This window comes from uncultured Helicobacter sp. (genome assembly GCF_910577135.1).
Lineage (GTDB): Bacteria > Campylobacterota > Campylobacteria > Campylobacterales > Helicobacteraceae > Helicobacter_C > Helicobacter_C mastomyrinus.
In genome coordinates, this window is sequence record NZ_CAJTLL010000016.1 from 1 (window position 1) to 14,129 (window position 14,129).

Consider the following 14,129-nt stretch of genomic DNA (forward strand, 5'->3'; position numbering starts at 1 on the left):
CATATAATGCTCTTAAACCTCAATGGGAGGTAGTAGAGTTAGAATCTAATGTAAGTGTAGGGAATGCGATGGTGAAAACATTGGGTATAGGGAATGTTAAATTTGCGACATCTGCCGCTTTGGCAGATATTTTACTAAGCTCTGGTGCATTCCAATACGTTAAAGATATATACTCTATTTTAGAATCTCTCCTAAAGCAAGGAAATAGCACGGGGGGGGGGGATAAGATATATTCTTCTCACGCGCATTCCCCTTCAAAGTAAAACTCACACTTTCATAACACTTCAAAATGCTCTTAATCAATATTACTTGCCACTCTATATTTTTAATAGAGATGAGTTTATAGGATTCTTTACTTCACGTGGATATAGATTAGTAGATGAATGGAAAGATCCTTTTGATAGTTCTATGATTCCTTTTCATAGGGATATATCTGTATATCAATATAGTGGGTTGTGTTTTGAAAAGGATTAAAGCATCACCCTATACACGGGCAATGATAATCCTTAAATTTCACGCTTATTTTATAATGCAAACGAGTCGCTAAATATCGATAACCTTAAAGCCGAAATTTTAAAACCCCTAAAACGTTCAAAAAACGTATAAAGCCGTGTAAAAATATGCGTATGATTCTCTTGCGTGTGGGGACTAAAATAATCTCTTGGGGGCAAAATCTCACTAAAAGATGTGCCATACTCACTCATAGAATCTAGCTCAAAAGCTTTTCTCACAAATGCTCTTGTCTCTGTGGGCTTTAGATTTTCCGCTGTGATAATCGCCTCTAGCTCCTCTTGTTTCTTTTGTGCGATAAAGGCTTCTAATGCCTTATCCACATCACTTTGGGGTGAGAGCGAGGCAAGAAAGCTTAATATCAAATCTTTTTTATTTCTTAATTCTATGCTCGAATCGATAGATTTTTCAATACTTAATGAAAATGCCCTATCAAGCCTATTATCCTTATGCGATATACGAATAAGCTCGATTATATATTCGAGATTTGCCTCTATTTGCTTGATCAGCTCTACTTCAAGCACACTCTCCCGCTCTTCAAGCTCCTTCTTGTAAGCTGTGTATATATCAATATAATGACTTTGATAATCCTGCCATTCCCTCTGTGTGAGAATCTCCTTGCCCATAAACTCATCAAAGCAAGATAAAATTTTTTTACTTTTTAAAATATGTGAAAAAAGCTCTATAAAAGCTTTTTGCTGTGTCTGTAAAGGCAACTTTTCCAAAATATGCTCTAATGCAAAATCTGCCCTCAAGCTCTCTACAAGCTCTGCATAACACTTATGATATGTGCCATTCTCATCATAGCCATAATAATATTCCTCAAAACTCCGCAAAAACACCATTTTTTGCGCATTTTCATCACCAAAAAGCATAAGGCTCTTATCTGTGGCTTCTTTAAGATCACGGAAACATACGATATTCCCAAATGTCTTTACTGCATTTAAGATTCTATTTGTCCTAGAATACGCCTGAAGCAGTCCGTGATATTTAAGATTCTTATCCACCCAAAGCGTATTGAGCGTAGTCGCATCAAAGCCTGTCAAAAACATATTAACCACAATCACTAAGTCAATCTCCCGCTCTTTGAGCCTTTTGCTGATGTCTTTATAATAATTTGCAAACTTCTCCGCACTTGCATCAAAGCTTTGTTTAAACATTGCATTATAATCGCTTATGGCAGATTCTAAAAAATCCCTTTGACTCTTTTCAAGCCCTATTGTCTCATCGCTATTTTCTTCATCAATGCCCACCCCATCAATATCTGCCCGTGCCTCTTCATTTGCGGCAAAGCTATAAATAAGCCCGATTTTAAGCTGCTTATGCTTCTCTAAGCATTCATTTTGCCGCTTAAACTCTTTGTAATACGCAATCGCCGCTTCGATAGAAAACGTCGCAAAAAGGCTGTTAAAGCCCTTCATTGACTTATCTTTGCTCGTATAGATTTTATCGCGCTTGGTTTGCACATCAAAATGCTCTAAAATATAAGAGACTATCTTTTGAATCCGTTCATTTGATAGCAGTAGCTCATCTTTATTGATTGCATATACCTTTTTATCCTCCATATCCTCTTTTTGCTTTATCGTAGAGATGTATGCCACGCGGAAGGGCAGAACATTCTTATCCCTAATTGCGTGGATTATGCTATATGTATGGAGCTGCTCTCCAAAAACACTTTGTGTCGTCTCAATCCCATTGGCATTTTGAGCAAAAATCGGCGTGCCTGTGAATCCAAAGAGATAATATTTTTTAAAATGCTTTTTAATAAGCCCGTGCATTTCCCCAAACTGACTTCGATGGCATTCATCAAAGATAATCACTATATGCTTATCAAATACCGCGCTTTTATCATCTTTATGCTGCTGGACAAATCTTGCGAGTTTTTGAATAGTCGTTACGATGATTCTGCTCTCATCATTATGGAGTTTTTGAGAAAGCACTTTTGTATTTTTGGTAGAATCTACCGCGCCCTTTTGGAATCTATCATATTCTTTTATACTTTGATAGTCTAAGTCCTTTCTATCCACGACAAAAAGCACCTTATAAATCTCCTTAAAGCCACTTGCAAGTTGCGCGACCTTAAAGCTTGTAAGTGTCTTGCCACTCCCTGTGGTATGCCAGATATACCCTCCACTTTGTGCCCTGCACCCATAAAGCTTATGATGATAGCTCATAGCGATTTTTTGCAAGATTTTCTCCGTAGCGGCGATTTGATAAGGTCGCAGGACAAGCAGCTTTCTATCCACATCAAACACGCAATACCGACAGAGAATACGCAAAAGTGTATGTTTAGCAAAAAAAATGTCTTTGCAAAATCGCATAAATCACTGATAGGATTATTTTTCAAATCCGCCCAAAATGATGTAAATTCAAAGCTATGACTGCTTTTTTGCACTTTTATATCATTTTTGTCTTTGAGATGAGATTCTCTTGTCGTATTGGCATAATACTTTGTGTAAGTGCCATTGCCGATAACAAAAATCTGCACAAATTCAAATAACCCATTCCCTGCCATAACGCGAGATTTGATTAAACGCCTCTTTGATATGCACACCCCGCCGTTTTAGCTCGATATGCACCAAAGGCAGTCCATTGACAAGCACACTCACATCATAGCGATTTTACCTCCATCCCTCTACCGCGTATTGATTAATCACTTGCAGACGGTTATTATAAATATGATTTTTATCAAGCAGTTTGATATTAATCTCACACCCATCATCGCGTTTAAGCACTTGGATTTCTTGCTCTTGTATTAATGTCGTCTTTTCGATAATCCCATCACTCGCGCGGCATAGCACTTCTTTAAAAAACCTCTGCCATTCACTCGGGCTAAAAGTGATGTTATTAAGGGCTTCAAGCTGCTTTTTAAGATTCTCTATCAATGCCTCCTCACTCTTAATAGGCACATATTCATAGCCTTGCAATTCTAAGATGGCTATAAACTCCGCTTCTAAAGCCGCTTCGCTTTGATAGCCGCTATTTGTGTGCTTTGATGGTGTGTATTGCGCCACAAGTGTAGAGCGTTCATCTTGCATAATTCGCTCAAGTGATTGCATTTTTGCTCCTTTGGTTTGAATATGTCATCGCAAGGCTTTGCCGCATAGCTTATTGCGTCATTGCGAAGCAGAATCGCCGCGACAATCTAACTTTTTTTGTCATTGTGAGAAACTGCAAAAGCAGATTCGTGGCAACCTAGGCTTTTGCTGTCATTACGAAGCCCTTTAGGGCTGTGGCAATCCATTACATTGATTTTATAGATTGCTTCGGTCGTTACAGTCCCTCGCAATGACAATTTTGTCCGTCATTGCGAGAGGCTTTAGCCTCGTGGCGTGCATTTGCACCAGCAAATTCACCCGCTACCCCCGCAAATCTCGATTCTAATACAAACTAATTTTTCAAGCCTCCTTTAGAATCTTTTATTGTTTTTTAGCTAAAGCCTCATTTATACACATCGCCTCTGCTATCTGCATCATAAGCATAGATGAGTATTTCTTCATCTCTTATCTCATAGAGGATTCTATATTTGCCAATCCTCAAGCGAAAGCAATTTGTCGTATGCTGCAGCTTTTTTATATCAAGGGTATTTGAGTATGGATTTTGCGCGATTTGCTCTAAGCAATCAATGATTTTAGGAGCTAAATCGCGATGCTTATGTAAAAATTTCTTTACAGCTCTACTATATTTTATATCAAAATTCATAAGCCCAATTCCTTTTTTAGCTCCTCGTGGCTTATCGTTTCACCATTTTCTAGCTCTTTTAAAGCCTTTTTATAAGCTCTTTTGTTTGCTTCTGTTTCCATCGTGTCAGGGTCGATATTTGTGCTGATTTGAAAGGGTATCTCACCTGTTTTTAGCACCTTTGCGGCAAAGATTCTAAAAGCCGTGCCCAAATCAAGCCCCATATCTTTAAGCATTGTTTCCAAAAGCTCTTTATCGTTGCTATCCATTCTAAACTGCACTAATGAAGTCATAATCTATCCTTTTGTATGAATTTGTATGTGATTATAACATATTTGTTTGCTTTTGTAAGCTTTTCATTGTCATTTGCTCCTTGTCATTGCGAGAAAGTCCGCAGGGCCTTCGTGGCAATCTATTTCGTCATTACGGGCATAGCGAAGTAATCTATTATTCTTTTTATAGATTACTTCGTTGTGCTTCACACTGCCTCGCAATGACGGCTACAATAAACTTTCATATAAATCCTCCCATCGTGGATTGAAACTCTCTATCAAATCAAGCTTTTTCTGCCTGCTTCCAGCTTTGATTTGCTTTTCTCTTGCAATAGCGTCTTTTATATCATCATATATTTCATAATATCCCAATTTATCAACATTATATTTTGCACTAAAGCCCTTTGTGATTTTGTTTTTATGCTCATAAATTCTTTTAGGCAAATCACTTGTTACACCTGTATAAAGTGTGCCATTGGCTTTAGAAAAAAAGTATATACACATAGGCTTTTTTCAAGGTTAGTCCTTTCTTTTGTTTATATATGGATTGCTTCGTCCTGTAGTCCTCGCAATGACGGCTACTTGCGACAAAACATACATCAGTAGCCCAAAATTCTTTTTCCTGCCAACACACAGAACCAGCACTTCCAGCCCTTGCAATAGTAATGGCATTTTTAAAATTAAATTCGTGGTAATAGCCTGTGGGTTCTACACCTCCGCCATAAACAGGATATTTTTCATTATCTTTCATCATTGATTTTATAATTCTATCTCCTGCCCTTAAATGAGTTATCTCCCAAAGTGCCTTAAACTCCACGCCATTAGAGCAAAGCTCTTGTATAAGTTTCTCTATGCTATTCATTTGCCACTCCTTTTATTTTATGTATGGATTGCTTCGTTGTGCTTCGCACTTCCTCGTAATGACTAAAGGCGTGGATTACTTCACTGCGTTCGCAATGACAGGATGGGGTTAGCCCTCCAAATCTGCGACTATAGCATCAATCTGTGCTCTTAAAGCTGCTTGTCTTTCTACAATCTCCTTAATCTCAGCATTTAGCTCCTTAATATCCACCCTCTCGCGCGTATCCTTTGCCTCGATGTAGCTTGAAGGGCTTAGATTATAGTCATTAGTGGCTATCTCCTCATAGCTTGCCACCTTACACACAAAAGGCACATCTGCCCTTTGCGTGTAAAATTTAAGGAGATTGTCTATATTTTGTGGGGAGAGCTTATTCTTATTAGTCGCTTTTGCATATTCCTCGCTGCCATTGATGAAAAGCACGGAAGTATCAGGCTTATTTTTCTTTAGCACGATGATACAAGCAGAAATACTATTACCAAAAAAGAGATTAGGCGGCAGGGTAATCACGCTATCGATGAAATTATTATCGATTAGATATTTGCGGATTTGCCGCTCTGCACCGCCGCGATAGCACACACCTGGGAACATTACGATTGCCATAATGCCAGAGGGAGAGAGCCACGATAGCCCGTGAAGCAAAAACGCAAAGTCTGCCTTGCTACTTGGAGCAAGCACTCCCGCCGGAGCAAATCGCTCATCATTTATAAGCAAAGGATTATCCTTACCCTCCCATTTGGTAGAAAATGGCGGATTTGACACAATCACATCAAAAGGCTCACTATCGCCGTGTTTAGGCTCTAAAAGCGTATCGCCCAAAGCGATATTAAAATTTGTAAAATTGATATTCATGCAAAATCATATTCATACGGCAGAGGTTGTAAGAAGTGGGGTTAATCTCCTGCCCGTAGAATCCCTTTAAGATTCTATCTTTGCCTATTCTCTCGCACTGCAGGACCAAAGAGCCACTGCCGCAAGTGATATCATAGACTTTATTTGCCTTTTTTCTCTCATAAAAGACCACTTGCGCCATAAAGTGCGAAACCTCTTGAGGTGTGAAATACTCGCCTCCGCTTTTTCCCGCTGCTGCCGCATACATACCGATTAAGTATTCATAGGCATCGCCAAAGGCATCAATGCTATTATGGCTAAAGCCTAGCTCTAGTGTAGCGATAACACTCATCACTTTGTAAAGTTTGTCATTGCGCTTTTTGACACTCTCGCCAAGTATCGTATCATTAAGGCGCATATCATTAAATAGCCCTTTGAAGGCTATCTCGCTAGGAGTGCCAATAGCGGAGGCTTGAATAGAGGTAAAATGTCGCTTAAGGTGGTATTGAGATTATCTCTATACTCTTGTGAATCTTTTGCTTTATCTAAAACGCGTATGAAGCATTGGGAGGGGAGGATAAAAAAGCCCTTTTCTCTAACGAGGACTTCTTGTGCTACTTTAGCTTTTTCATCTTCTAGGGCTAAATAGTTGAATACCCCTCCCCCTCCCCCCGCTACTTTGTTTTTCATTAATATGAGCGACAAAATTTTCTGATAAAAATCGATAGAATAAGAATCCTAAAACATAGTTTTTAAAATCCCAGCCATCGACACTGCCGCGAAGCTCATCGGCGATTTTCCAAATAGTAGTGTGCAGTCTTTGCTTTTCGCTCATTATAAGTCTCCATTATTTATATATATTTAAGAGGAATATTTGAGAGTATAGAAAATGATAGCAAACTTAAACTTTGAATATTATGAATAATACAAATAAATACCTTTGCACTTTGGCAAAGGTATAAGAATCAATGTATATTGGCGCTATTTGCTCCTATGCCTGTTCTTGCCCTAAAATCAAAGGCGGCGAAATTTTCTTTATCAATACTAGCTCTTTTACTTTTATCTATGATGGAGAAAAACCACAGCAAGAAAAAGGTAAGAGGTATAGAAAAAATAGCCGGATGATCATAAGGAAAAATCGCACTCTCAAAGCCAAAGGTCTTTACCCACATACTAGGAGAAAACATCACAAAACTAACCACAGCTAAAAGCCCTAGTAAGCCTCCTAAGAAAACGCCCCTTGTAGTCAAACCCCGCCAATACAAGCACAGCAAGATGATAGGGAAATTCACACTCCCTGCTATGCCAAAGATAAGCCCCACCATAAAGGCTACATTTTGATTTTCAAAAACAAAGCCTAGAATAATGGATAAAATCCCTAAAACTATAGTGGCGATTTTTGAGATTCTCAAAGCGCTTTTAGAATCTGCCTTGCCTTGCTTTATGGCGTGATTGTATAAATCGTGAGCTATGGCTCCAGCTCCGCTTATGCAAAGCCCAGAGACAACAGCCAAAATAGTCGCAAAAGCCACAGCAGAGATAAAGCCCAAAAGCACATTACCGCCTAAAATCTCAGCCAAGATAATCACCACCATATTACTCGCTCCGCTAAAATTCCCACTCGCATCAATGTATCTTGCATCAGCTAAAACAAAGGCTATCGCTCCAAAACCCAAAACAAACATCAAAATGAAAAAATACGCGATAAAGCAAGTTGCCCAAAAAGCGGATTTTCTAGCCTCACTCGCATCCTTAACCGTGAAAAAACGCATTAAAATATGAGGCAAACCGGCTGTGCCAAAGGTAACTGCAAGTCCTAAAGAAAAGGTAGCAATAGGATCTTTAAAGAAAGTCCCGGCTTTCATTATGGCTTCGCCTTTGGGGTGATTGTTAATTGCCATATCAAAATAATATTTCAAGTCAAAATTTGAGAGATAGAGTATGACTAAAGCCATAAAGCTAGTACCTCCAAGTAAGAGCGAGGCTTTGATGATTTGCACCCAAGTTGTTGCGTGCATCCCTCCAAAGATCACATAAGCCATCATCAAAAGCCCCACTAAAACCACAGCTAAAGCATAAGGAAGCCCAAAAAGCGTTTGTATGAGCTGCCCTGCACCTACCATTTGAGCCACAAGATATAAAATCACTATGCAAAGTGTGCTTAAAGCAGCAACTATACGTATAGGCTTTTCCTCAAGTCTTAGAGCTATAACATCAGTGAAGGTGAATTTGCCTAGATTTCTAAGCCTTTCAGCAATTAAAAATAAAATCACAGGCCAAGCAATAGTCCAGCCCACAGGATAAATCAAAGCATCAAAGCCATAAGAAAAAATAAGAGCAGAAAGCCCTAGAAAAGCTGCTGCACTCATATAATCTCCACTTATAGCAAGTCCATTTTGAAAGCCAGAAATTCCTCCACCTGCAGTGAAAAAGCTCTCAGCACTTTGGGTTTTTTTAGAACAATAATAAGTAATGACTAAGGTAGCCCCGACAAAAAGGGCAAACATCGCCACAGCGGTGAGATTGAGATCGTTTTTAACAACCTCTGCCTCGCTATCAAAAGCAGCACCCAAAGCCAAACTCAAACAGGCGCTTAAAATCAACAATGCTTTCATTTTAACCTCCTTAAATAATGAGCTTTGCTTCTTTCATCTTTGCTAATAATTCCTCTTGTCTTTTGTCTAAAAAATTATTCGCAATAAAGCTATACACATAAGTGCCAAGCACACCAAGCAAAATAGCACAAATGCCAAAAACTATACCCAGGGTGATGGCGCTTTCTCCTATACTAATACCGAGAAAATCAGGAAAAAATCCCACCAAAGCCAAAAAGCTAAAATAAGCCCCAAGTATGATAAAGCTCAAAAACAAAGCAAAGTTGAGCTTAAAACGCATAAAATTTTCATATTCCTCAAAAAGCTTTTTTTGCTCTAAGTTTTGAGGCTCACAATAGGCTTTCTCACAAGTCATTTTTTTCTCCTTAAATGTGTTGTTGAAATTCTTAGCCTAGCCAGAATAAATTGCTAAAGGCGTGAAATGGTGTAGATTCTAACGCTTTTTGATTGGCGCATATTTCATTAATAGCTGCGCACTTTTTGGGGCTAAGTTTAAGAGCGATATTGCGCTTAAACTTCTCAATAAGCACAGGAATCCCCTCATCTCTCCTTCTCTTATGCCCGATAGGATATTCCACCTCTACCTTTTGGCTCTTACTCCCATCTTTATAGAAAATCTGCACCGCATTAGCGATACTGCGCTTATCGGATTCTAAATACTCCTTTGTGTATCGGTCATCAACCTCCACTACCATCTTATCACGCAACGCGTCAATACGAGAATCCTGCGCGATAGAATCCTCATAATGCTCCGCCTTCAACTCCCCATACACAAGCGGCACGGCTACCATATATTGGATGCAATGGTCTCTATCGGCGGGATTTGCCAAAGGTCCTACTTTATTGATGATTCTATGTCCGGATTCTTGTGTGGTGATGATGATTTTCTCAATCTCATCAAGGCGATTTTTCACTTCGTTATGTAGCTTAATAGCGCATTCTACTGCGGTTTGTGCGTGAAATTCTGCCGGGAAGCTGATTTTAAATAACACATTCTCCATCACATAGCTACCAAACTCCTGCGGGATAGTGAGCTTCTGCCCCTTCATCTTGACATCTTCAAATCCCCAAAATGCAGCACTTAGCGCACTAGGATAACCCATTTCACCGCTTAAAGCCTTTAATGCAAGATTCACTCCCCTAGAACTCGCATCTCCTGCCGCCCAGCTTTTACGACTTCCTGTGTTAGGTGCGTGGCGATATGTCCTTAACGCTCCTCCATCAATAAAGGCGTGGCTCACTGCATTGCGCACTTCTTCAAAGCTCCCGCCTAGCATTACACACGCTACCGCTGTGCTAGCAATCCTCACAAGCAAGACGTGATCTAGCCCTACTTTGTTAAAGCAGCTATCCAATGCCAAAATACCTTGAATCTCGTGTGCCTTAATCATAGCACTTAGCACATCTTTGACAAGTAAAGGAGGCTTATTTTGCGCGATATTTTTGCGGCTTAGATAATCTGCTACTGCCCAAATCGCCCCGAGATTATCACTAGGGTGTCCCCACTCCGCAGCAAGCCACGTATCGTTAAAATCTAGCCATCGCACCATCGCCCCGATATTAAATGCCGCACGTTCAGGCTCTAACTGATAGCTTGTGCCGGGAATCTTCGCACCAAGCGGTCTGAACTCCGCTCCCTCTACCACAGGTCCTAAAAGCTTCGTGCAAGCCGGAAAGTTTAATGCCAAAAGTCCGCAGCCTATCGTATCCATTAGACAATATCGTGCTGTCTCATACGCTAAAGGCGATGTAATCTCATATTCCAACGCATACCGCGCAATCTTGGTGAGTAGCTCATCAAATTCCGGTCGTTTTGTTTCCAAAATACCCATATCTACGCTCATTGTATCTTCCTTGTGTGATTTTTTATCGTTTATCCATAGGCACAAATGCCTTGTTTTCAGGTCCTATATATTCGCTGCTTGGGCGGATAAGCTTATTATTTGCCCTTTGCTCAAAAATATGTGCCAACCACCCTACTGTGCGTGAGAAAATAAAAATAGGTGTAAAATAAGCCGTAGGAATCCCCATAAAATGATAAGCAGACGCGCTATAAAAATCAAGATTAGGGAAAAGCTTCTTTTGATCCCACATTACCTTTTCTATGGCTTCACTGATAGGATACAAGCCCTTTGTATCGCCTACATCTTCGCTTAAGCGTTTGCTCCATTCTTTAATCACCACATTGCGCGGGTCAGCCTGGACATACACACGATGTCCAAAGCCCATAATTTTATCTTTCTTTGCTAACTTATCTAAAATGCCTTGTGTAGCCTCTTGTGGGCTTTTATATTCAGTGATAAGCTCCATTGCTGCTTCGTTTGCCCCGCCGTGTAGTGGTCCTCTTAATGCGCCAATCGCTCCTGTAATACCTGAATAAATATCCGACATTGTTGCAGTAATCACCCTCGCGCTAAAAGTGCTTGCGTTAAATTCGTGTTCTGCATAGAGTATAAGGCTTACGTGCATAGCCTTTACCCATAGCTCTTTTGGAGGCTTTTGATGAAGCAGCTCCAAGAAATATCCGCCAATAGAATCTTGATTTGATTGTGTGCTAATCTCCTTGCCACTATGATGATAATGATGCCAAAATGTCAGCACAGAGGGGAAAATCCCTAGCAATCTCACGGCGATTTTTTGCTGCATAGGAAATGATAGCTTATGAAGATCATATTCCTCACTCTCAAGACAGCCTAGCATAGAACAAGCTGTGCGCATAATATCCATAGGGTGCGCGTTTTTAGGCAATAGCTTTAATGTCTCCTTTAGTGCCTGTGGCAATGCTCTAGCCGCCATAAGCTCTTTTTTAAAGGATTCTAATTCCGCCTTATTGGGTAGCTTCTCCCGCAGAAGCAAATACGCCACTTCCTCAAACTCACACTCACGTGCCAAATCATAAATATCATATCCACGATAGTTTAGCCCGTGTCCTGTGCCAACGGTGCAAATAGCTGATTGTCCAGCATTTACTCCTGCAAGTCCGCCTACCTTTTGTATTTTAATTGCTTCTCCCATTTTTTACTCCTTTATTTTGATTGAAAAAGCCTATCAAGCTTTTGCTCGTATTCGTGATAGCCTAATGTCTCATAGAGTTCTGCACGTGTCTGCATTGCTTCAATACTATTTTTCTGTGAGCCATTTTGCAAAATATCCTCAAACACACCTAACGCCGCCTTACACATCGCCCTTGCCGCAGATAATGGATAAAGCACCATAGCTATCCCTACATCTCCTAGCTCATCGCGTGTAAAATAAGGTGTCTTACCAAATTCCGTGATATTTGCTAACACAGGCACTTTAATGTGCTGCGTGAATTGCTTGTATTCCTCTAATGTGTGGATAGCCTCGGCAAATATCATATCTGCTCCAGATTCTACATATAATGCCGCCCTATCAAGGGCCGCTTGCTGCCCTTCACTCGCGTGTGCATCTGTGCGCGCCATTACTACAAAGCTTGCATCTAATCTCGCATCTACAGCGGCTTTTACCCTATCGCACATCTCTTGGGGGCTTACCAGCTCTTTATTAGGGCGATGTCCGCATCGCTTCTGTGCTACCTGATCTTCGATATGACACCCTGCCGCACCGCTGCGGGTAAGCTCTCGTATCGTCCTAGCGATATTAAACGCCCCTCCCCAACCTGTATCGGCATCAACAAGCAAGGGTAAATCACTCGCTGCGGTGATTCTACGCACATCGACACATACATCTTCTAACGCGCTAATACCTAAATCCGGCACACCCAAGCTCATCGCTGCTAATGCACCTCCGCTCAAATAGAGTGCTTTTGCACCACATTTTTGCGCTTGTATTGCGCTATATGCGTTGATAACGCCTAGAATCTGCAATGGGTGGTGTTGTGCGACCGCTTCCCTTAATTTTTCTCCTTGTGTCTTCATCGTATCTCCTTTAAAATGTAATGTCTATAAAACTGTAGTGTATGCCTCCTTTTCTTAGATTATGGGCGAATTTTGTTACTTTTTCGCCAGATTTTCATCTCCTCTGCTTTGAGGATAAGCTCATCTCTAAAATCCGGGTGAGCCAAACCAATAATCGCCTCGCATTTCTCCCAAGTGCTTAAGCCCTTAAGATTTGCCTTGCCATATTCAGTAACAAGATAATGCACATTTGCCCTCGTGGCAGTTACGATACTACCCTCGTGCAAGGTAGGCAAGATTCTGCTCTTAAGTGTGCCATCCTTTGCTTTCATTGTGGAAGAGCAGCATATAAAGCTTTTGCCATTGTTAGCCAGATATGCTCCAAGCACAAAGTCTAGCTGTCCGCCTGCACCGCTAATATGCCTTGTGCCTGAAGATTCAGAATTTACCTGCCCAAATAGATCTATATCCACTGCATTATTGATAGAAATGAAATTATCTAGCGCAGCAATCATACGTATATCATTGGTATAATCCACCGGCGCACTCATACATTCAGGATTATTATCCAAAAAATCATAGAGCTTCTTAGTCCCCATCGCAAAGGAATATGTCTGTCTGCCCTTATTGATATTCTTGCGTTTGCCATTGATTTTACCCGCTTCAGTCATCTCCACAAACGCATCAACATATACCTCCGTATGCACGCCTAAATCTTTCAAATGCGACTTTGCGATAAAAGAACCTACCGCATTAGGCATACCGCCTATACCTAATTGTATGCACGCTCCATCGCTTATCTCTTCTACTATCAGCTCTGCTACTGCCATATCTACTTGAGAGATTTCAGCTGAGGGCACTTCAATAAGGGGTGGATTACTCCCCTCGACTATCATATCCACTTGTGAGATATGCACATCTGTGCCAAAGCCCCCCAAACAACGAGGCATATTCGCATTTACCTCTACAATCACCACTTGAGCTTTCTCTATGCAAGCAGATAAATGCGAAGCACTAGGACCGAAGTTAAAATACCCGTGTGAATCCATCGGTGCAACTTGTAGCATTATCACATTAGGCATAGCTGATGTTTCCTTATAATATCGTGGCAATTCGCTATATCGCATAGGCATATAGAATCCCAAGCCTTGCTCTATAAGTTTGCGCCCTATGCCACTTGCGTGCCAAGTATGCCAAGAGGCGTGTTTGCCTTGTGTATCGATTTTAAAGACTTCAGGGACTTGAAGCAAGATACCTCCACGAAGCTTAATATCATCTAGTTCCTCAATGCGCTTACTCAAGGCTACATCAAGTGCTACAGGCGCAGTTACAGCCCAACCATAATCGACCCAATCACCGGACTTAATTACTTTCACCGCATTTTCTGCACTTGTAATCTTTTGCTTATACATTTGATGTATATCCATTTTTACCCTTTGCTCTAAATTTTCTCCAAGAGGTTTTATAATCCCCTTTTTTCAAT

General features: G+C 40.6%; 12 protein-coding genes and 3 pseudogenes. 1 reads left to right on the plus strand and 14 read right to left on the minus strand.

The window, feature by feature from the left end:
* A pseudogene (locus QZ289_RS08290) lies at nt 1-263 on the plus strand (hypothetical protein); the annotation flags it as partial.
* Between the two features lie 261 nt (nt 264-524).
* Here the strand turns inward: QZ289_RS08290 and QZ289_RS08295 are convergent.
* From QZ289_RS08295 to QZ289_RS08360, 14 genes and pseudogenes are all read right to left on the minus strand, one after another.
* Nucleotides 525-2,789, minus strand: coding sequence for a type I restriction endonuclease subunit R (locus tag QZ289_RS08295; protein ID WP_295701519.1), 2,265 nt, complete (start codon nt 2,787-2,789; stop codon nt 525-527).
* Entirely contained in the window at nt 2,681-2,998 is a 318-nt protein-coding gene (locus QZ289_RS08300; protein WP_295701521.1) for a hypothetical protein, read from the minus strand. Before QZ289_RS08300 ends, QZ289_RS08295 begins: the two co-directional genes overlap by 109 nt.
* Before the next feature lie 4 nt (nt 2,999-3,002).
* Nucleotides 3,003-3,569, minus strand: a pseudogene (locus tag QZ289_RS08305) (type I restriction endonuclease).
* A 382-nt stretch (nt 3,570-3,951) separates the two neighbouring features.
* Entirely contained in the window at nt 3,952-4,212 is a 261-nt protein-coding gene (locus QZ289_RS08310; protein ID WP_295701523.1) for a type II toxin-antitoxin system RelE/ParE family toxin, read from the minus strand.
* Complete coding sequence (locus QZ289_RS08315) at nt 4,209-4,484, minus strand: type II toxin-antitoxin system RelB/DinJ family antitoxin (RefSeq protein WP_295701526.1); 276 nt, start codon at nt 4,482-4,484, stop codon at nt 4,209-4,211. Before QZ289_RS08315 ends, QZ289_RS08310 begins: the two co-directional genes overlap by 4 nt.
* Before the next feature lie 207 nt (nt 4,485-4,691).
* Nucleotides 4,692-4,967, minus strand: a complete 276-nt coding sequence (locus QZ289_RS08320) for a GIY-YIG nuclease family protein (protein WP_295701528.1) — start codon at nt 4,965-4,967, stop codon at nt 4,692-4,694.
* The gene (locus QZ289_RS08325) at nt 4,945-5,325 is read right to left on the minus strand and encodes a restriction endonuclease subunit S (RefSeq protein ID WP_295701530.1); all 381 of its coding nucleotides are present in this window, start codon (nt 5,323-5,325) and stop codon (nt 4,945-4,947) included. Before QZ289_RS08325 ends, QZ289_RS08320 begins: the two co-directional genes overlap by 23 nt.
* Nucleotides 5,326-5,433: 108 nt before the next feature.
* A pseudogene (locus QZ289_RS08330) lies at nt 5,434-6,988 on the minus strand (type I restriction-modification system subunit M).
* 130 nt (nt 6,989-7,118) lie between these two features.
* Nucleotides 7,119-8,768 (minus strand): cation/acetate symporter ActP, encoded by a 1,650-nt coding sequence (actP, locus tag QZ289_RS08335; protein ID WP_295701533.1) that lies wholly within the window; start codon nt 8,766-8,768, stop codon nt 7,119-7,121.
* Between the two features lie 10 nt (nt 8,769-8,778).
* Nucleotides 8,779-9,123 (minus strand): DUF485 domain-containing protein, encoded by a 345-nt coding sequence (locus QZ289_RS08340; protein ID WP_295701535.1) that lies wholly within the window; start codon nt 9,121-9,123, stop codon nt 8,779-8,781.
* A 31-nt stretch (nt 9,124-9,154) separates the two neighbouring features.
* Nucleotides 9,155-10,612 carry a 2-methylcitrate dehydratase gene (prpD, locus tag QZ289_RS08345; RefSeq protein WP_295701537.1) on the minus strand — a complete coding sequence of 486 codons (1,458 nt, stop codon included), beginning with the start codon at nt 10,610-10,612 and terminating at the stop codon, nt 9,155-9,157.
* 22 nt (nt 10,613-10,634) lie between these two features.
* Nucleotides 10,635-11,783, minus strand: a complete 1,149-nt coding sequence (gene prpC, locus QZ289_RS08350) for a 2-methylcitrate synthase (protein WP_295701538.1) — start codon at nt 11,781-11,783, stop codon at nt 10,635-10,637.
* Between the two features lie 11 nt (nt 11,784-11,794).
* Nucleotides 11,795-12,667, minus strand: coding sequence for a methylisocitrate lyase (gene prpB, locus QZ289_RS08355; protein ID WP_295701540.1), 873 nt, complete (start codon nt 12,665-12,667; stop codon nt 11,795-11,797).
* 59 nt (nt 12,668-12,726) lie between these two features.
* Complete coding sequence (locus QZ289_RS08360; RefSeq protein ID WP_295701542.1) at nt 12,727-14,073, minus strand: butyryl-CoA:acetate CoA-transferase; 1,347 nt, start codon at nt 14,071-14,073, stop codon at nt 12,727-12,729.
* Between the last annotated feature and the right edge of the window lie 56 nt (nt 14,074-14,129).

Excerpts from the sequence above, each read along its gene's own strand:
- QZ289_RS08325 (WP_295701530.1), bottom strand. The coding sequence starts at position 5,325 with ATGAATAGCATAGAGAAACTTATACAAGAGCTTTGCTCTAATGGCGTG.
- QZ289_RS08320 (WP_295701528.1), bottom strand. The coding sequence starts at position 4,967 with ATGTGTATATACTTTTTTTCTAAAGCCAATGGCACACTTTATACAGGT.
- QZ289_RS08360 (WP_295701542.1), bottom strand. The coding sequence starts at position 14,073 with ATGGATATACATCAAATGTATAAGCAAAAGATTACAAGTGCAGAAAAT.
- prpD (WP_295701537.1), bottom strand. The coding sequence starts at position 10,612 with ATGAGCGTAGATATGGGTATTTTGGAAACAAAACGACCGGAATTTGAT.
- prpB (WP_295701540.1), bottom strand. The coding sequence starts at position 12,667 with ATGAAGACACAAGGAGAAAAATTAAGGGAAGCGGTCGCACAACACCAC.
- prpC (WP_295701538.1), bottom strand. The coding sequence starts at position 11,783 with ATGGGAGAAGCAATTAAAATACAAAAGGTAGGCGGACTTGCAGGAGTA.
- QZ289_RS08340 (WP_295701535.1), bottom strand. The coding sequence starts at position 9,123 with ATGACTTGTGAGAAAGCCTATTGTGAGCCTCAAAACTTAGAGCAAAAA.
- actP (WP_295701533.1), bottom strand. The coding sequence starts at position 8,768 with ATGAAAGCATTGTTGATTTTAAGCGCCTGTTTGAGTTTGGCTTTGGGT.
- QZ289_RS08315 (WP_295701526.1), bottom strand. The coding sequence starts at position 4,484 with ATGACTTCATTAGTGCAGTTTAGAATGGATAGCAACGATAAAGAGCTT.
- QZ289_RS08310 (WP_295701523.1), bottom strand. The coding sequence starts at position 4,212 with ATGAATTTTGATATAAAATATAGTAGAGCTGTAAAGAAATTTTTACAT.